Consider the following 18,722-nt stretch of genomic DNA (forward strand, 5'->3'; position numbering starts at 1 on the left):
TCGACGCAGCGCAAGCGAACGCAAGCCGAAAACTCCCGCGAGACACCACCCTCGGGGTATTCACACCCATCACCGAGGCATACAATAACTACGAACAAGGTAAGCAGACACGCAGGTCTGAGCGGATCAAGCGACGGGTCTCCCGACGAGATCGACTCGGCCAACCTCAAAACATCGGAGACCTGCTCTAACAGAAAGGCACACCACCATGGGCCAGATTTTCAGCCACCCCGCGACCATCATCGTCGTTATCCTCCTCATCGTCCTGCTCTTCGGCGCACCCAAGCTGCCCGGCATGGCACGCAGCCTCGGCCAGTCCATGCGCATCTTCAAGACCGAAGTTGAGGGCCTGAAGAACGACTCCAAGAAGGACCCCCGCGAGAAGGACGGCGAAGAGGTCGTCACCGCTGAGGTCGTAGACAACGGCAAGGACGGCAAGACCGAAACCAAGTAACGGTCCCGCCACCGACGCACCAAACCCGTGCCAGCCCACCGGCCGGCACGGGTTTTGCGGCACCACCCCATAAACACCCCACCAGACCCCCTCAGCCGAATCACACACGGCACCGACACCCAGAGGACACCACGTGGCAACACCTGACCAGGACGTGCGCAACCGCAAAATCAATCCTGAAGCACGCATGGAACTCAAGGAACACCTGCGCGAATTCCGCGACCGCCTCATCAAAGCGGCTATCGCAACCATCATCGCAGCCATCATCGGTACGGTCTTCCTCTACCAGCCTTTCATCGAAATGATCTCTGCGCCCCTGCAGCAGATCAACGCAGAAACCGGCCGCAACGCAAACCTGAACTACGGTAGCGTCGCATCTCCTTTCGACCAGCTGCTGAAGGTCGGTATGTACATCGGCTTGGTGATCGCCTCTCCCGTCTGGCTCTACCAGGCGCTGCGATTCCTGCTGCCGGCGCTGCACACCAAGGAGAAGAAGTATCTCTTCGGCTTCCTCACCGCATCTATTTTCGCGTTTGCCTGCGGTGTCGCTATTTCGTACTTCACCCTCCCCGGCGTGGTCTACGCGCTGCTGAAGTTCACCCCCGTCAACGAAAGTAACTACATTGACGCGGGCGTGTACATCTCCTTCATCCTGAAGTTCGTTGTGACGTTCTCTTGCGCCTTCATCATCCCCGTGATTCTGGTCGGCATTAACATGCTGGGCCTGATTCGCGGTAAGACCATCCTGAAGTCTTGGCGCTGGGTTGTTGTGCTCGTTGCAGTTATCGCAGCGCTGACTGCACCCGGTAGCGACATCATGATGATGTTCGTGCTCATGGCGCCGCTGCTGATTTTCTTCTTCGCAGCAATCCTCATCTGCATGATTAACGACAAGCGCCGCGACCGCAAGCTCGCAAAGCTGGCGCAGGGTGCAGACGAAGCAAGCCTGAACACCGCAACCAGCGCCGAAGACCTGGCGAAGATGGGTTACTTCGAAGACGAGAAGACTTCCTAAATTGAATAGCTCGCTTTGAGCAACCTAACCGAAAGGGGCGGGGTACAGAGAACCTGTACCCCGCCCCTTTCGCATACCCGGATTAGTCGCATGTCCAGATTAGCGTGCACAGATTCGCATGCCGGGAAAAGCTTCCAACGCCGGCTCGCACGCCCCCTCCATAGCGAGTTCCATAGGGAGCTTTATACCGTGCCGAGTGCGCTCGCTGTTCGCCCATACCTGATTAGTGCCCGTGCAGGATGCTTTCGGAAGGCTCGCGGCGGGTGAACCGTTACACTGGACATACTATGAGCAAGCACCACGCACAGCACACTTCTGACGCACACACTTCTGACGCTTCTAACGAGCAGACCGGCACCGACTACGCTGCCGCCTACGCCGCATCCCGAGAGCGCGCCGCATACGCGAAGACTGCCCTCGGGGCTTTTGAGGCGTCCCTTGATTTTCCGCTGGATGATTTTCAGCGTCAGGCGTGTGCCGCCGTGGAGGCGGACCGCTCCGTCCTCGTTGCCGCGCCTACGGGTGCCGGTAAGACCATTGTGGGTGAGTTCGGTATCTACCTGGCGCTGCGCCGCGGCATGAAGGCGTTCTACACGACCCCCATTAAGGCGCTGAGCAACCAGAAGTACCACGACTTTGTGCGCGCGTATGGTGAGGATTACGTGGGTCTGCTCACCGGCGATACGAGCATTAACACGGAAGCACCCGTGGTCGTGATGACCACCGAGGTGTTGCGCAACATGCTCTACGCCAACTCGACCACGCTGACCGGCCTGGGCTATGTGGTCATGGATGAGGTGCACTACCTGGCGGACCGTTTCCGTGGCGCGGTGTGGGAAGAGGCGATTATTCACCTTCCCGAGCACGTGAACGTCATTTCCCTGTCTGCTACGGTGTCGAACGTTGAGGAGTTCGGCGCGTGGCTGGATACGGTGCGCGGCGGCACGGACATTATCGTTTCTGAGCACCGTCCGGTGCCCCTGTGGCAGCACATGATGGTCGGTCACCGCGTGGTGGACCTGTTCGTACCCGAAGACAACTCCGCGCAGGGTAAGAACCACACCCAGGGCAAGAACCAGGAGCCGGAGGAGAAACTCTCCCGCAAGCAGGCGAAGAAGGCACAGAAAGCTAAGCAGCGCGGCGCAACCGTGGAGGCGGGCGCTAACCCTCTGCTTGCTGGTCTGCGCCTGAACCCGCAGCTGAAGGCGCTACGCCCCGGCTTCCGTTCCGCACCGGGCCGTGGCCGTTACGGCGGCAAGCGTGAACGTTTCCGTCACCGCCGTGAAGGCTGGCTGAATGAGACGTTCAGCAGCGGCGAGCGCGGCCGCTCGGACCGTCGTGACCGTTTCAGCAACGACCGGGAGTTTGATGCGCGCGGTGAGCAGAAGCCTCTGCGTCCGCAGCGTATCACCCGCCCGGAGATGGTGCGCGCCCTCGACAAACAGGGCCTGCTGCCCGCAATCTGCTTTATCTTCTCCCGTGCCGGTTGCGACAGCGCAGTCAGCCACTGCGTATCCGCCGATATTACGCTGACCACCCCCGAACAGCAGCAGACCATCCGCGCCTACATTGCGGAAGCAACCGCTCACCTGGACACCCGCGACCTGAACACCCTCGGCTACTACGAATGGCGTGACGGCCTGATTCGCGGTATCGCCGCGCACCACGCCGGCCTACTACCCCTATTCAAGGAGGTCGTCGAAACCCTCTTCGCCCAGGGCCTCATCAAGCTGGTCTTCGCCACCGAAACCCTCGCACTGGGCATCAACATGCCCGCCCGCACCGTCATCCTGGAAAAGCTCACCAAGTACAACGGCGAATCCCACGTGGACATCACCCCCGGCGAGTACACCCAGCTAACCGGACGCGCAGGCCGCCGCGGCATCGACATCGAAGGCCACGCCGTCGTCATGTGGCGCCCCGGCATGTCCCCAGAACACGTGGCAACCCTCGCCTCAACCCGCACCTACCCGCTGAACTCCTCATTCCGCCCCACCTACAACATGGCGGCAAACCTCATCGCCTCCTACGGCGCCGAACGCACCCGCAAAATCCTGGAATCCTCCTTCGCACAGTTCCAGGCAGACAAATCGGTCGTCGGCGTCGCCTCCCGCGTACGCAAAAACGAAAGCGCCCTAGAAGGCTACCGCGAAGCAATGGCATGCCACCTGGGCGACTTCACCGAATACGTCCAGCTCAGCCGCCAAATCACCGAACTGGAAAAGAAGGCATCCAAGAGCAACGAACGCCACGCACGCGCGCAGGCACACCACAGCATCCAGCAGCTACTGCCCGGCGACATCATCTACATTCCGCACGGCCGCTCCCGCGGCTACGCAGTCGTCATCACCCGCTCCGATTCGCACGCCGACCCGCGCATCGGCATCGTCACCGAGGACGCGCACCAGCGCACCGCCTCAACCCGAGATTTCGAAGGCGCCGTCGAACCGGTCTCACGCATCAAAATCCCCAAGCGCCTAAGCCTCAAAACCGCCAAGGAACGCCGCGACACCGCAAGCCGCATGCGCCAGGCACTCTACGACGGACGTGCCCCGCGTGCGCTCGCACAGCAGAACATCCCTGCTCGTCAGAACAGTATTGACGCGCAGCTGGAGGCGCTGCAGGCTCAGTTGCGTAACCATCCGTGCCACGGCTGCTCCGACCGCGCGAACCACATGCGTTGGGCTGAGCGCTGGCAGAAGCTCAACTCTGAGACTGAAGGGTTGCGCCGTCAGATTGCCCGCCGCACCAACACTATCGCGCAGGTCTTCAACCGCATTGCGCGTCTGCTGGAGAGCTACGGCTACGTCGAACGCACCGAGGATAACGAACTGTCGCTAACCACCGGCGGCCAGGCTCTGCGCCGCATCTACGGCGAGCGCGACCTACTGACCGCCCTGTGCCTAGACGCGCACTTCCTCGACGGCCTGGAACCCGCCGCCATCGCGGCAACCGTCGCCGCACTAACCTACCAGGGCAAGCGCGACGCCGTGGAATACCTGGCGCACTACCCGCACCCCTCCCTGCGCGCACCCATCGCGACGATTACGCAGCGCCTCGCCGACCTGAACGCAGCCGAGGAACAGTTCAAGGTCAACCCGACCCCCGCATGCGACTTCGGTCTGGTCGAACCCATGTACGCCTGGGCGAACGGCGCACACCTCGCAAAGGCAATCGAGGACACCGGCCTTGCCGCCGGCGACTTCGTACGCTGGGCAAAGCAGGTACTGGACGCCCTGGACCAGATCGCGCACATCCGTTCACTGGACCCGGTCATCCGCGCCCGCTGTGAAGAAGCAATCGAGGCGGTACGCCGCGGCGTAGTCGCACTCGACGTCTAACCCGCACCGTAGTGCTACACCGTACATAGTGCTACACCGCACCCGACCAGCTCGGGCCACCACCCCCGCGACTGTGTATTGTTCTGTACCATCTAAGTTCCGCCTCATCTAAGGACGAACGAACTACCACAGGCAGCGGGGGTGCTTCTATACTCAAATGAGACGCTCAGCTAAGCTACGCGAGCACAATTGAAGTGCCCGCCCCGTGTGCGCCTCGGCGCGCCTCAAAGGTGAAAGGAATCTAATGTCTACCCGTATTTTTGTAGATGGTAGCGTGTACAGCCCGGTCGACCCGTACGCAACCGCAATGCTCGTCGAAGACGGCTTCGTCCGCTGGGTTGGTTCCGACTCCGGGGCACGTTCAATTGCCGACGAATCAGCCACCATCACCGAACTCGACGGCGCCCTACTAACCCCCGCCTTTGCACGCGCACTGGCACCGGTAGCAGGCAAAGAAGCACCCGAAATCCTCGACTACCTGCAGGCATACCGCGCAGCCGGCTACCACACCCACACCCTACTCGCCGGCATGGAAGACGTCCCCGACCTCGTCTCCGCACTCAGCTACTACAGCACCGAACACGGCGTACCCGACATCCGCCTCATCCTCAACGTCACCGGCGTAGAAACCGACGAACTCATCAGCGCCATCAAGGCACTACGCCCCCTCACCGAAGGCGACCGCGCCATCAAGGGCCTGCAGCTAGTCGGCATCTTTGTCGCACCCACCGAGGCACCCGCAGCAGCACAGGTAGCCGAAGACGCCGCACTCCTACTTTCCATCGACGCATCCACCAGCTTTGCCAACGCCGCCGACGCAGCACTCACCGCACGCAAAAACCGCCCCTGGCTCTCCATCCGCCTCGACGCAGCAATCAGCACCCCGCAAGACCCCATCACCGACGAACACCTCATCCAACTAGCAGAAGCACGCATCAACCTGGGCCTGAGCGTCTGCGAACCCGAAGAAGACGAAACCGCCAACGACACCGTCCAAACACTCCTCGCACACGCCGGGGGAGAAGCACGCGAATCTGTGGCATCCGTAGCCCGCCGCGCAAACGCAGCCGGCACCTCCATCGCCCTCGGATCCGACACCCAACTCTACGCACCCGGCGCCTGGCCCCTCATCCGCGAACTCGTCAACGACGAACACGGCATCTCCGCACGCAGCGCCTTCGCCGCCCTCACCCGCGGCGTATACCGCCTAGCACACGAAGAAAACCCCTTCACCGGCCAGCTCACCCCCGACACCCCCGCATACGTAGCACAATGGCGCGTCGAAGCCCTCATGGTCCAAGCACCCGACTCCCGCGTAGCATCGTGGAGCACCGACCCCCGCGCTCGCATTCCGTTGCTTCCGGTGCTGGATGAAGATTCGCCTCTGCCCATCCTGGAATCTATTTACACTGAAAGTAACTAATTTTTAGCTTGTCAGAGGCTTTTTAAGGGGTTTCAACCCCTCAATAATTCATTGATTTGAATGTTTACCCGGTATACTGGACATCTACCGGTCTGTTTTATATACACCTGTGAGGGAGTAATATGCGCGTTCTAACTGTCATCCCGACGTATAACGAGAAGGAGAACCTACCCATCGTGGTAGAGCGTCTTCGTAAGGCAGCTCCCGAGGTGGACATTCTCGTGGTGGATGATAACAGCCCCGACGGCACCGGCCAGATTGCTGATGAGCTGTCGGCTAAGGATTCCCAGATTCACGTTCTGCACCGCACCGTTAAAGACGGCCTGGGCGGCGCATACCTCGCTGGCTTCGATTGGGGCCTTGAGGCAGGCTACGACGTTCTGATTGAGATGGATGCTGACTGCTCGCACCAGCCTGAGCAGCTTCCTTCTCTGGTTCGTGCTGTGGAGGCGGGCGCTGACCTGGCTATTGGTTCGCGTTACGTTCCCGGCGGCAAGACTAAGAACTGGCCGGCTCACCGCCAGGTTCTCTCTCGCGGCGCCAACCTGTACACCCGCCTGATTCTGGGCACCTCCATCAAGGACATTACCGCTGGTTTCCGTGCATACCGTCGTGACGCTCTGCAGCGCCTGAACCTGGACGGTATTGACTCGAAGGGCTACGTGTTCCAGGTTGATTTGGCGTGGCGTTCTGAGCAGGCCGGCCTGAATATTGTTGAGGTTCCGATTACCTTCGTTGAGCGTGAGATTGGCGCTTCGAAGATGGACGGCAACATTATCTTTGACTCCATGTCTAAGGTGACCCGCTGGGGCATGACTAACCGTATTCAGAAGCTGAAGAAGGCTCTGGGCAAGTAAGACTTCTTGCTCAGACGCTTCTCGCACCTGAGATTTATACGAAAGGACCGGGGGCGGATACATAATGTATCCGCCCCCGGTCCTTTCACTTTCTGTAGCGCTCTTTCTTAGCTCACGCCTGGCTCACGTGCCGACGGAAGCCAGCACCACAACAAAGAAAAGGTCCGCTAAGAGCACGAGTGGCGCTTAGCGGGCCTTCTTTACAGCGCGGGCTTCTACAGCGTTTCTACGGCATGCCTACTGTGCTTTTAGAGCGCGTAGTGCTTGCGGTAGTATTCCAGGCGGTCTTCCAGAGTCTTTTCCAGCTCTTCGATGCTGCGGCGTTCCATGAGCATATCCCAGTGGGTACGTGCGGGCTTCTCTTCTTCGGCGTCTGCGGTGGAGTCGCCGTTGACGAGGTATGCTTCCTTGCCGGACTTTGCGGTCCATACCGAGGGGATTTCTGCTTCTGCCGCGAAGGTCACGAAAACGCGGTCACCGTCAGCGGTACGGTATTCGACGCGCTGGCGGGGCGCGGGCTGTACGTTCGATTCGGTTTCCATCGACTGGGAACCCAGGCGCATACCGCGCAGGCTACGATCGCTCATTTTTCCTCCAGTGTCGTCGGGTGCGCTCTTCGGCGCTTTAGGCATAACGTTGGGCGGGGGAGAGCTATTCCCTCGAACGTTTACAAAACATCCATTATATCGGTAATAGTCTCCACCCGCCCAACGTGGTGGTGTTTATTCGGCGTGATTTTTGGTGATTCACGCCTTTTTATGCGTTAGATTTCGCGTTTAGCCGTTGATGCCGTAGCTTCCGGGTGCCTGCGGTGCGCTCTTGGGTGCCTCTGCTGCGGGCTTCTTCGGTGCGTCTGCCAGGTCGGATGCGGGCAGGGTGCCGAATGCGTTGCCCAGGCCGCGCAGTGCATCGCCGAGTTCGGTCGGGATGAACCAGAGCTTGTTGGCGTCGCCTTCGGCGAGCTTGGGCAGGGTCTGCAGGTACTGGTAGGTGAGCAGCTGCTGGCTGGGGTTGGATTCGTGGATTGCTGCGAAGACCTTCTGCACGGCTTCTGCTTCACCGTTTGCGCGCAGGATTGCGGACTGTGCGTCACCTTCTGCACGAAGGATTTGCGCCTGCTTTTCACCCTCTGCACGCAGGATTGCGGCGCGGGATTCACCTTCTGCGGTCAGAATGTCGGACTGCTTCTGGCCTTCTGCGGTGAGGATTGCGGCGCGGCGGTCACGCTCTGCACGCATCTGCTTCTCCATGGAGTCCTGAATGGATACCGGGGGCTGGATTTCCTTGATGTCCACGCGGGAGACGCGCAGGCCCCAGCGGCCGGTGGTGGAGTCGAGTACGCCTCGCAGTTCAGCGTTGATCTGGTCGCGGGAGGTGAGGGTCTGCTCCAGGTTCAGGCCACCAACGACGTTACGCAGGGTTGCGCTGGTCAGCTCGTCTACGGCGCGAATGTAGTTGGTGATTTCGTAGGTTGCCGAGCGCGGGTCGGTGACCTGGAAGTACACGACGGTGTCGATACCGACCACGAGGTTATCTTCGGTAATCACGGACTGTGAGGGGAAGGAAACGACCTGTTCGCGCAGGTCGATGAGGGGCAGCACGCGGTCAACTACGGGGATGACGATGTGCAGGCCGGGGTTGAGGACGGCGTGGAACTTACCCAGTCGTTCGACGATGCCGGCTCGTCCCTGCGGGATGACGCGCACGGTCTTTGCGAGCATCGTCAGCACGAAGAGGATGAGTAGGACCGTCAGAATAAGGCTGATAGGCATTGTTTCTCCTTATCGGTGAGTTATATGGTGTGTTTTCGGGGTATCTGAAGTGGCTTTTGGAGCCGGTATTCAGATGGGTCTTAGTTTGTTGGTCTTAGTCATGGGGGAGAGGCTCTACGATTGCGGTAGCACCCTCAATGGCTCGTACCCTCGCGTGTGATCCTGCTACGAGCGTTCCGGATGCGGTGCGCGCCGTCCAGGTGTCGCCAGCTAGTACAACCAAACCGGTTTCACTAGTCACATCTTGAGTGACGCGCACCTCAGCGCCAACGAGTGCTTCAGCATTAGTGACAGCTCCGGTGGCTGATTTATTGAGCTTTTTCAGCAGCGGCGGGCGCAGACCAAGAACCAGAATCAGGCAGATCACCACGAAAATAACGGTTCGAATCAGCATGTTATCCACGAAGGGCGATATTGCTGCGGTGATGCCTGCGCTAATCGCCAGCATGAGAAAGAACAGGTCGAGGCTGAGCATTTCTATGACGGCGAAAACGAGGGCGAGTGCAACCCAGAGTGTCCAGGGTGTCTCAAAGAGCCAATCCACGAGTTTTCTCCTTTGGTGTACATCAACCGGCGTGGTTGATGTTGGATCTGCACACGAGGCGACGACACCTTCGTGATGCGGGGTATATCCATTATTTCAGGTGGATTGAGTGCTGGCGACAGTTCTGGTGACCGAGTGAGGTTAATACATGAACTGTTAAGACTTTATTTAGATACGGGGAATCTTTGGTTCATTCTAGACCTCCCTAAAAAGCCGATAATATACATTATGTAAAGTAGACCTATTTTCACTACCCCACCGGATGCTCACCGGTGCTTTCTACGCTCAGGCTGGCACGGGTCAAACCATGCTCCTCATAATGCGACCGCGCTGTTCCATCCGCGGTTCTGAACTCCGCTATTCTGAGCTCCACGCGCCTCGCGTCTTCCTCGGCACTCAGCCGCACGCTCACATGCCCTGAACCTTCGGGCTCCTCAACGCATCCCGTTAAACGACAAACACCCGAGACGAGCTCACACCATTCGGTGCGCCCCATCTCGGGTGCCTATCATCAGCTACTGCGCTTCTTTATTCTGGGCTTCTTATTCTGCGTGCTTGGAGCTGAACTCTACCCAGGCGTTGAGCACACGCTCCGCTGCACCGGATGCAATGGATTCGCGTGCATCGGCCAAAGCCTGAGTGAAACGGGTCTCAAAGCTCTCCCCGTTGGTCGGGCGGTATGCCACCAGGCCTGCGGCTGCGTTGATGAGCACAGCGTCGTGAATTGCGCGTAGCGGGCTCTTCGGGGCTTCGCCCTCCCCCGCCAAAATTGCACGGAAAACGCCCGCGTTGTACTCGGCGTCGCCGCCTCGCAGCTGCTCCAGCGGTGCGTTCTGCAGACCATACTCGGTCGGGTCAAAACGGTATTCGGTCAGTTCGCCGTCGACAGCCTCCCACAGGCGGCTCGTGGTGGCGATGGTCAGCTCATCCAGGCCGTCATCACCGCGGAAAATCAGGGCGTGATCGCCGCGCTCCGCGAAGACGTGAGCCATCTTCTCAGCCATCACCGGGTTAGCAACGCCGATAGCCGAGGACTTCACGCGAGCCGGGTTCGTCATGGGGCCCAGGTAGTTGAACGCGGTCGGAATGCCCAGCAGGCGGCGGGTCGGGCCCACGTGGCGCATTGCCGGGTGGAAAGTCATCGCAAATAGGAACGTGATGCCGGTCTCGCGAGCGCATTCGGCGACTGCGGGAATGGGCATGTCGAGGCGGACTCCGAGGGCTTCAAGGACGTCTGCGGAGCCGGATTTGGAGGTGGAGGCGCGGTTGCCGTGTTTGACGACGGTGGCGCCGGTGCCTGCGATGACGAGGGCTGCCATGGTGGAGATGTTGACGGTGTTTTGCTGGTCGCCGCCGGTGCCGACGATGTCTACGGCGTGGGGGTTGATGTCGACGGTTTCGGCTTTGGCGATCATGCCGGCTGCGAGGGCGCCGAGTTCTTCGGGGGTTTCGCCTTTGGAGTGGAGGGCGGTGAGGAAGGATGCGAGGATCGGCTGTTCGGTTTGGCCGGTCATGATGTGGTCCATTGCCCAGGCGACTTCGGTGTCGGTGAGGTTTTGGTGTTTGACGAGCTGGTTGAGGATGTATTTCCAGGTGATTTCGTGCGTAGTCATGTGTTAAGTGTAAAACCCCCGCCGCGTATCTGCATGGTTGGGTGCAGTATGCGAGACGGGGGTTTGTGAGGCGCGTTGCGCTTTAGTGGCGTGTGGTGGGTGCCTTCGGTTTAGTGGAAGGAGTCACCGCATGCGCAGGAGCCTGCTGCGTTGGGGTTGTCGATGGAGAAGCCCTGCTTTTCGATGGTGTCTTCGAAGTCGATGGTGGAGCCGTCGAGGTAGGGTGCGCTCATCTTGTCGACGATGACTTCTACGCCGTCGAAGTTGCGGACTGCGTCGCCGTCGAGGACGCGCTCGTCGAAGTAGAGCTGGTAGATGAGGCCGGAGCAGCCGCCGGGCTGGACGGCGATGCGCAGGCGCAGGTCGGTGCGGCCTTCCTGTTCGAGGAGGGTGCGGACCTTGGTCTGTGCTACTTCGGTGAGGTTGACGCCGTGGGTCGGCAGTTCGGTGGTGGTTTCACTCATTGGTGTTGTCCTTTTGTTTTGTTGGTTGCCCGTGTGCGCCGCGTGTGGGTGCGTGTGGGCGTTTTAGCCTTCACGATACGCGCCCGAGTGTTTGATGTACAACCTAGGGTGTGCATAGTTCGCCGGGGGCGTGAGTGTTGGTGTGGGGGCTTGACATGTAATTCTGCTTCTAGGATACCGAAAAAGTGGGGGTTGGGGTTTGTGACCCTTCTCCCCCACTTTTTGTGGATGTTTCTAGCGAGCGCCGAGTGCGCTGAGCAGTAGCGCCTCCGCAAGGATTGCGTTCTTGAAGTCCGGGATGTAGAGGGACTCGTTGGCGCTGTGTGCGCGGGTGTCGGGGTCTTCTACGCCGGTGACGAGGATTTGTGCCTGCGGGAAGAGGTCCTTCAGGTCGGAGATGAACGGGATAGAGCCGCCCATGCCGGTCTGTACGGGTTCTACGTCCCAGGCGGCGCGCATTGCGTCGAGTGCGGTCTGTGCGCCGTCTGCGTCGACTTCGGTGGCGAAGGGCATGCCGGAGTCGACAGCGGTATAGTTCGCCTGGGCGCCGTGGGGTGCGTGTGCCTTGATGTGTTCGGCGAGTGCGCGGTGTGCATTTTCGGGGTTGTCGCCGGGTGCTAGGCGGGTGCTGATGCGTGCGCGGGATACGACGGCGAGGGTGTTGGAGGAGGTTGCGATGGAGGGGATGTCCATGCCGATGACGGAGATAGCCGGCTGGGTCCACAGGCGGGAGGCAACGCTACCGGTGCCTGCCAGGGGTACGGTGTCGAGGATGCCGGAGTCGTTGCGGAAGTCTGCTTCGGCGTATTCGAGTTCGGGTTCGGGGGCGCGGTGCAGGCCTTCGACGGCTACGGCGCCGGTTGCGTCGTGCAGGGTGGCGAGTAGCTGCGCCATGAGGGTGTGGGCATCGAGCATGGGGCCGCCGAACATGCCGGAGTGGATGGCGTGGCTGCCGACGCGTACTTCGATGTCGCCGGATGCGACGCCGCGCAGGCTGGTGGTCAGTGCGGGTACGCCGGCGCGCCAGTTGGCGGAGTCTGCGACCACGATGTAGTCGGCGGACAGTTCCTCACGGTAGGTGTTGAGGAAGGAGACGAAGGAGGGCGAGCCTGCTTCTTCTTCGCCTTCGATGAAGAGCTTCACGCCGAGCTTGAAGTCATCACCGAGAGTCTCGTTGAGGGCTGCGAGCGCGGCGAGGTGCACGAGGATGCCTGCCTTGTCGTCTGCTGCGCCGCGGCCGTAGAGGCGGTCGCCCTTGCGGGTTGCGACGAAGGGTTCGGTGTCCCACAGGTCGAGGTTGCCGGCGGGCTGTACGTCGTGGTGGGCGTAGAGCAGGATGGTCGGGTAGCCTTCTGCGGCGGGTCGGGAGGCGATGACGGCGGGCATGCCCTGCTTTTCGGTGCCGTCTGCGGTGGTGTAGGTGGCGCGTTCGATGCGTACGTTGTCGAAGCCTGCCTTGGTTGCGAGCGCGGCGACTGCCTCGGCGCTGCGGTCTACCTGAGTGAGGTCGTGCGATTCCCAGGCGATGGAGGGGATGGCGACGAGCTCGGTGAGGGTCTGCAGGGTTGCTTCGAAGTTTTTGGTGACGGCGTCGCTGAGGGCGCTGTGGTGGGTGAATTCAGTAGTCATGTTTCTACCTTACCCCCACCTTACCCGCCGCCGCCGGGTGGTTGGAGTTGTTTCAGTTGCTGGTGTGGGCTTGTGGGGGCGGGTTTGGTGTGTGCCGTTCGGGTATGATGGGAGGGTGTTTGGTCGTAAGAAAGAGAAGGCTGAAGCGGAAGCTGTTCAGCCGCAGGTTGTAGAGGAGCCTCAGGCTCCGGTTAATCCGAAGTTCACCCCGAAGAAGGGCCGTCCTACTCCTTCGCGTAAGGAGCAGCAGGCGGCTCGTCGTCAGCCTCTGGTTGTTAATGACCGTAAGGAGGCGAAGGCTCGTGAACGTGAGGCGATGGCGAAGGCTCGTGAGCGTCAGAATGATGCGTTGATGGGTGGCGATCAGCGTTACCTGCCCGCCGTGGACCGTGGTTCGCAGCGCCGTTATATCCGTGATTATGTGGATGCGCGCCGTAACCTTGGCGATATTATGTTGGCTGTGCTGCTGGTTCTGCTTATTGGTGGCTGGATTGCTCAGGGTGTGTCGGGTACGTCTAGCGTTGGTGCACCGATTTATTACGGTTCCGTGTACGCAATGTATGCGCTGATGATTCTGTGGGTTGTTGACTACTTCATTTTGTGGCGCAGCCTGAAGAAGAAGCTGATTGCGAAGTTCGGCGAGGTTCAGCGCGGTTCTGGCATGTATGCGTTTAACCGTGTGATGATGATTCGTCGTATGCGCCGCCCGGTTCCGATGGTGAAGTACGGCGAGTACCCGCACTAAGTCGTTGGCGCCTTATTGGTGCTTGGGGAGAGGTCCTGAAGGTTCAGGCCTCTCCCCTATTTTTATGTTCTTACGCGAGGACGTATAACCGTGGCTAGACGCCGGTACGGTTAGGCTTCGATTCGGGAGTAGAGGATCTGCCACCTGCCGTCGCGGTGTTCGAGGGCGAATGTGTAGATTTCTTCTTCCTTGTCGCTGCTCCAGGTTTCTTGGCGGCCGTCGGGTTCCACTTCGGTGTGTTTGTCCCATTCGTGGCTGGTTTTCAGGTAGTAGGTTTGGCGGTCGTCGCTCCAGGGTATGCCTTCGGGTTCGAAGTGTTCGATGCCGTCGATGACCCATCCGCCGCGCTGGTAGAGCGCTTCTATTTCGCGATAAATTTTGAGTTCTCCGTCGTTTGATGAGGAGAGGAATTCGCGGGCTTTGCTGTAGTCGCCGGTTTGGACGCCGTAGTTGATCCACTGGTTCCAGGCGTCCATGGTTTTGAGGATGCCGTCGGGGGTCTTTGCGCGGTATCCGTTTTCGGGGGCGTTGGGTTTGGGGACGTTCTGGGCGGGGCCTTTGGCGTCTGCTTTGCGGTATTCGCCGTTACTGGCGTTGTTGCCGGTGCTGTTGCTTGAGCTGCTGTTGGTGGTAGGCGTGCCGGAGGCGGTGGATCCGTCTCCTGCAGTTGTGATGTCGTGCGGCACGCAGGCGGCGAGTAGGGTGCTGAGGCTGATGAGTGTGCCTCCGGTCAGTATTGAGCGGCGGTTCAGCATGTTGGGGTTCATGGTTGGTCCTTCACGTGTTCGTAGTTCATGATCTCCCGCTTATCTCCATTATGCGCGAGCGCGAACTTATACGCTCAGAAGCCACATGTGTTTCGAAAAGCTACTTCTTTAGTGGCTTTTCGAAACACATGTGGCTTTTCGGCGGAATAGAGGGCACACAAAAGGGGGTACCGCCTCCATCCCCAACGGGTAGAGAACGGTGCCCCCTTTCAGCACGCAGAGTCAACACGCCAAGTCAGCCCGCCGGGAATCATAACGCTCCCGCCTGTACGCCTTTAGCGGCGAGCGCGGCGCAGCTTCACCAGGCCACGGTTAATGTGTGCCGCCCAGAGCGGACCCTCATACAGGAACGCAGTGTAGCCCTGCACCAGGTCAGCACCAGCGTCCAGGCGCTCCTGCACATCCTCAGCGGTGGTCACGCCACCAACGGAGATGATGGCGAGGTCGTCACCGATTTCGCGCTTGAGCAGGCGTAGCACCTCCAGGGAGCGCGGCTTCAGCGGCGCACCGGAAAGGCCGCCGGCACCGATTTCCTTGACCTTGGTCATGTCGCTGGTCAGGCCCAGGCCGTCGCGGGCAATGGTGGTGTTGGTGGCGATGATGCCGTCCAGCTTCAGCTCCTTAGCCAGGGCTGCCACCTCGATCACGTCCTCATCGACCAGATCCGGCGCGATCTTCACGGTCAGCGGTACGTGGCGGTTGGGGCATACGCGGTCTGCCTCTTCACGCACGGCAGCCAGTAGCGGGCGCAGCGACTCGATAGCCTGCAGGGTGCGCAGACCCGGAGTGTTCGGGGAGGAAACGTTGACGACCAGGTAGTCTGCCTGCGGTGCCAGGGTGCGGGTAGAAATCAGGTAATCCTCGATAGCGTTCTCGAGCTCAACGACCTTGGTCTTGCCGATGTTCACGCCGATAACCGGGCGTACAGCGCCGCGGTATTCGGTTTCGAGGTCTGCGCGGGCTGCGGCTACGCGCGGGCCTGCCGCTGCGGCACCGTCATTGTTGAAGCCCATGCGGTTGATGACCGCCTTATCTTCCACGAGGCGGAAGAGACGCGGCTGCGGGTTGCCGGGCTGCGCCTGACCGGTGATGGTGCCGATCTCGACGTGGCCGAAGCCGATACCAGCCAGCGCGGCAATACCCTTACCGCCCTTGTCGAAGCCTGCAGCCAGGCCGAACGGCGAGGGGAAAGTAATACCCATGACGGTAGTTGCCAGTTCGGGGGCGGGCTGGAAGTACTTGCGCAGCGCGCGGGTGATGCCGACGTTGCGCAGGGTCTGAACGCCCCAGAAGCCGACGTGGTGTGCCTTCTCGGGGTCCATGCCCTTGAAGAAGATGTTGAAGAAGGTCGGGTAGATGCGCATTTGTTCTCCCTAGTGTTGGAGGGTGTGGGTGGTTTATGGGGCTATGAGCCGGGACTGTATGCCGGGCCGCTACTTGTCGTTGGCGACGGCGTCGACAGCGCCACCGTAGCGGCGGTCGCGGCGCGCATACTCTTCGACAGCTTCCCAGAGGGTACGGCGGTCAACGTCGGGCCAGAGCACGTTCATGAAAATCATCTCGGCGTAGGCGCTCTGCCACAGCAAAAAGTTCGAGATGCGCTGCTCACCGGAGGAACGCAGGAACAGGTCAACGTCGGGCAGGTCAGGCTCGTCCAGGTACTTCTGGATGGTCTTTTCGGTAATGTTGCCGGGCTTGATCTTGCCCGCCACAGCGTCCGCTGCGATAGCTGCCGCCGCGTCAGCGATTTCTGCGCGGCCGCCGTAGTTCACGCACATGGTGAGGGTGCAGACGGTGTTGTCGATGGTTTCGCGCTCGCAGTGTTCGAGCTCTTCGATGACGTTCTTCCACAGCTTGGGTCGGCGGCCAGCCCAGCGGATGCGCACACCCCAGGTTTTGAGGGTTGCCAGCTGACGCTGCAGCACCTCGGTGGAGAAACGCATGATGAACGCGACTTCGCTGGGTGAGCGCTTCCAGTTTTCGGTGGAGAACGCGTAGGCGGTCACGTACGGGATGCCCATTTCGATAGCGCCCGCAACAACGTCCAGCAGTGCCGCCTCGCCGGCGCGGTGGCCCTCGGTGCGGGGCAGGCCGCGTTCGTTCGCCCAGCGTCCGTTACCGTCCATGACGACGGCGACGTGCTGCGGAATGAACTTCTTCGGGATTGGCGGCGGGGTTGCCCCGGTGGGGTGTGCGGGCGGGGGTACGGGCTGGGTGCGTGCCATGTGTGCCTTTCTTCCCTGGCGGGTTCTCCCCCGGGGTCGTTTGCCTAGATATGCGCCAGATATAAACCTGGCGTGCTGTTAGCTATTTTACCGTGGCACAGCGCGCATGGGCGGGTGCTTCGGGGGTTATTTTGCGTCCTGGTTGGCCCATGTTTGACGCATCGGCGTGCATCTTTTACGAGGCAGGAATTTCTGCTTCGAGGGCGCTCGCCGTTTTCAGGGGGTGTTCGAGCAGGTTCTGAGTGGTTTTCAGGTAGAGTCCCAGAATTTTGGAGGCGACCGGCACCGGCGCTGCGTCAATAGTTGCCCAGGCGCGCGGATCTGCCGAGGCGGTAGCGAGCGCATAGCCGAGCTCTTCGGCACGCAGGCCGGTCAGGGGCGTGTCGGTGGCGGGTGCACATTGGGGGCAGAGGACCGTGTGGTGCCCGTAGGTGTGGGCGGTGTGGAAGGCAATGTACCTGCCGCTTCCGCCTGTGGCGACGGGGGTGCTACTGTCTGCCCCGTTATCGCCCCGGCTATCGGCGCTGACCAGCGGGTTTCCGCATCGGGTGCAGTTCTCCCCGATGAGCGGCCAGCCGGCGGTGTTCATGCTGCGCGCCAGGTAGCGGGTCAGAATCCTCTGCGGCACATGTTGCCCGTGCGCGAGCGCGGCAAGCGCCCCATGGGTGAGGGTGTAAGTATCGGCGGTGCTGTCGGTGTCTTTGGTGAGTGCTTCTGCCAGTTCTGCGATGGTGGAGGCGCACGTGTACGCATCGTAGTTCGCCATGATCGGTGCGGTGTAGGCGTGCAGGGTTGCCGCCTGGGTGATGGTGTGCAGGTTGGTTCTGCCGCGGCTGAAGGACAGGTCGGTGTGCATGAACGGTTCGAGTCGTCCACCGAATTTGGAGGTGGGTTTGCGTACGGCTTTGGCGACGGCGTGGGTGATTCCGCCGTCGCGGGTGAGCATGATGATGATGCGGTCGGTTTCGCCGAGTTTTTGGGTGCGGAGGATGAGGGCGGCGTCGCGCCAGGTGCGGGGTTCGCTCACGGGTGTCTCCGTTCTCGGTACATGCTCGGTAGGTGCGTGGTGGATGCTCAGTAGATGCTGAGGGCAAGATCTACGCGGGTGTTGTGGGTACGGTTCGACCCCTGCCGTATTACCCCGCGTAGGGGCACCGGTCAGGGGTCGGTCCGTAACGTATGGGCGAGGCGCTATTTAGTCCTCGTACTCAATATCGTCGTCGATGTCGTCTTCATCGTCGAGGATTTCTTCAAGGTCATCCTCGTCTTCATCACCGTAGACGCTCAAGGGAGTGACCTCGTTGTACGCCTCGAAGAGGGCATCTTCGTAGGCTTCGAAGGCGTTGGCGATTTCTACGTATGCCTCATCGACGGCAGAGTCGTGCTCGCCGGTTCGGTTGACGACGGCGGTCAGGTGCGCCTCCAGCGCGTCAAGGAGGCGGGTGAGTTCGGTGCGAGGATCAATGCTCATGCCATTTATTCTACTACCTACAGGCCGATGGTGTGCGCCGGGCGGTCATGCGGCGGTTTAAACGCGGAACTATGAACGGGTGCGGCAGGTAAATCAGCGGGTAAATTCGGTGGCGTGAAGAGAACACCAAAGCCAGAGCGGTAAGCCCAGGTTGGTCGAGTCAGGCTCGGCAAGCCAGATTGGTCAAGCCAAGCAGCACGCGGCGCATCAAACCCCGCATAAAAACCTTACAGACACAGCGAACCCGCCGTCCCCAGGTCCCCTACCCCTCAAGAGGCGGGTGCCGGGTGCGGCGGGTTCTTCTGTCGGTTAGCTCAGCTTGACGCTGCACCTACTGAATGTTTGCTTCTTACGGGTTGAGCCCGAGAGAATGTGAACTGCGCCCCGAAACTTGGACGCATT

Annotated in this window: 17 protein-coding genes; 6 read left to right on the forward strand and 11 right to left on the reverse strand. The window is 60.5% G+C overall.

Annotation, left to right across the window (positions count from 1 at the left end; all coding sequences use genetic code 11):
• The first annotated feature begins 208 nt into the window (after positions 1-208).
• From tatA to HMPREF2928_RS06480, 5 genes are all read left to right on the forward strand, one after another.
• On the forward strand, positions 209-454 hold the full coding sequence (gene tatA / locus HMPREF2928_RS06460) for a Sec-independent protein translocase subunit TatA (RefSeq protein ID WP_005506024.1): 246 nt from the start codon (positions 209-211) through the stop codon (positions 452-454).
• Positions 455-587: 133 nt separating this feature from the next.
• The gene (tatC, locus tag HMPREF2928_RS06465; RefSeq protein WP_005508665.1) at positions 588-1,469 is read left to right on the forward strand and encodes a twin-arginine translocase subunit TatC; all 882 of its coding nucleotides are present in this window, start codon (positions 588-590) and stop codon (positions 1,467-1,469) included.
• A 287-nt stretch (positions 1,470-1,756) separates the two neighbouring features.
• Positions 1,757-4,810: a DEAD/DEAH box helicase gene (locus HMPREF2928_RS06470; RefSeq protein ID WP_070687800.1), complete on the forward strand. Its 3,054-nt coding sequence runs from the start codon at positions 1,757-1,759 to the stop codon at positions 4,808-4,810.
• Between the two features lie 244 nt (positions 4,811-5,054).
• The gene (locus tag HMPREF2928_RS06475) at positions 5,055-6,233 is read left to right on the forward strand and encodes an amidohydrolase (protein WP_070687802.1); all 1,179 of its coding nucleotides are present in this window, start codon (positions 5,055-5,057) and stop codon (positions 6,231-6,233) included.
• Between the two features lie 122 nt (positions 6,234-6,355).
• The gene (locus HMPREF2928_RS06480; RefSeq protein ID WP_070687804.1) at positions 6,356-7,090 is read left to right on the forward strand and encodes a polyprenol monophosphomannose synthase; all 735 of its coding nucleotides are present in this window, start codon (positions 6,356-6,358) and stop codon (positions 7,088-7,090) included.
• Between the two features lie 248 nt (positions 7,091-7,338).
• Here the strand turns inward: HMPREF2928_RS06480 and HMPREF2928_RS06485 are convergent, their stop codons facing one another.
• From HMPREF2928_RS06485 to HMPREF2928_RS06510, 6 genes are all read right to left on the reverse strand, one after another.
• Entirely contained in the window at positions 7,339-7,677 is a 339-nt protein-coding gene (locus HMPREF2928_RS06485; RefSeq protein ID WP_005506034.1) for an RNA polymerase-binding protein RbpA, read from the reverse strand.
• 189 nt (positions 7,678-7,866) lie between these two features.
• Positions 7,867-8,862: an SPFH domain-containing protein gene (locus tag HMPREF2928_RS06490; protein WP_005506035.1), complete on the reverse strand. Its 996-nt coding sequence runs from the start codon at positions 8,860-8,862 to the stop codon at positions 7,867-7,869.
• A gap of 94 nt (positions 8,863-8,956) precedes the next feature.
• Entirely contained in the window at positions 8,957-9,406 is a 450-nt protein-coding gene (locus HMPREF2928_RS06495; RefSeq protein ID WP_070616350.1) for an NfeD family protein, read from the reverse strand.
• Between the two features lie 542 nt (positions 9,407-9,948).
• Positions 9,949-11,019, reverse strand: a complete 1,071-nt coding sequence (trpD, locus tag HMPREF2928_RS06500) for an anthranilate phosphoribosyltransferase (RefSeq protein ID WP_070687809.1) — start codon at positions 11,017-11,019, stop codon at positions 9,949-9,951.
• Between the two features lie 110 nt (positions 11,020-11,129).
• On the reverse strand, positions 11,130-11,483 hold the full coding sequence (locus HMPREF2928_RS06505; RefSeq protein WP_005506039.1) for a HesB/IscA family protein: 354 nt from the start codon (positions 11,481-11,483) through the stop codon (positions 11,130-11,132).
• Positions 11,484-11,717: 234 nt separating this feature from the next.
• Positions 11,718-13,112 carry a M20/M25/M40 family metallo-hydrolase gene (locus tag HMPREF2928_RS06510; protein ID WP_070687812.1) on the reverse strand — a complete coding sequence of 465 codons (1,395 nt, stop codon included), beginning with the start codon at positions 13,110-13,112 and terminating at the stop codon, positions 11,718-11,720.
• A 115-nt stretch (positions 13,113-13,227) separates the two neighbouring features.
• Here HMPREF2928_RS06510 and HMPREF2928_RS06515 point away from each other — a divergent pair, with 115 nt between their 5' ends.
• The gene (locus HMPREF2928_RS06515) at positions 13,228-13,857 is read left to right on the forward strand and encodes a DUF3043 domain-containing protein (protein WP_070687815.1); all 630 of its coding nucleotides are present in this window, start codon (positions 13,228-13,230) and stop codon (positions 13,855-13,857) included.
• Positions 13,858-13,967: 110 nt separating this feature from the next.
• On the opposite strand, the gene HMPREF2928_RS06520 is transcribed toward HMPREF2928_RS06515, so the two are convergent.
• From HMPREF2928_RS06520 to HMPREF2928_RS06540, 5 genes are all read right to left on the reverse strand, one after another.
• Positions 13,968-14,624, reverse strand: coding sequence for a DUF6318 family protein (locus tag HMPREF2928_RS06520; protein ID WP_070687817.1), 657 nt, complete (start codon positions 14,622-14,624; stop codon positions 13,968-13,970).
• A gap of 275 nt (positions 14,625-14,899) precedes the next feature.
• Complete coding sequence (locus HMPREF2928_RS06525) at positions 14,900-15,988, reverse strand: quinone-dependent dihydroorotate dehydrogenase (RefSeq protein ID WP_049341239.1); 1,089 nt, start codon at positions 15,986-15,988, stop codon at positions 14,900-14,902.
• Positions 15,989-16,057: 69 nt separating this feature from the next.
• Positions 16,058-16,849 carry an isoprenyl transferase gene (locus HMPREF2928_RS06530; RefSeq protein ID WP_049341241.1) on the reverse strand — a complete coding sequence of 264 codons (792 nt, stop codon included), beginning with the start codon at positions 16,847-16,849 and terminating at the stop codon, positions 16,058-16,060.
• Positions 16,850-17,024: 175 nt separating this feature from the next.
• Complete coding sequence (gene recO / locus HMPREF2928_RS06535; protein ID WP_070687820.1) at positions 17,025-17,876, reverse strand: DNA repair protein RecO; 852 nt, start codon at positions 17,874-17,876, stop codon at positions 17,025-17,027.
• A gap of 168 nt (positions 17,877-18,044) precedes the next feature.
• Entirely contained in the window at positions 18,045-18,320 is a 276-nt protein-coding gene (locus HMPREF2928_RS06540) for a hypothetical protein (protein ID WP_005509088.1), read from the reverse strand.
• Positions 18,321-18,722: the final 402 nt, after the last annotated feature.

It is taken from the genome of Rothia sp. HMSC072B04 (assembly GCF_001813725.1).
Taxonomy (GTDB): domain Bacteria; phylum Actinomycetota; class Actinomycetes; order Actinomycetales; family Micrococcaceae; genus Rothia; species Rothia mucilaginosa.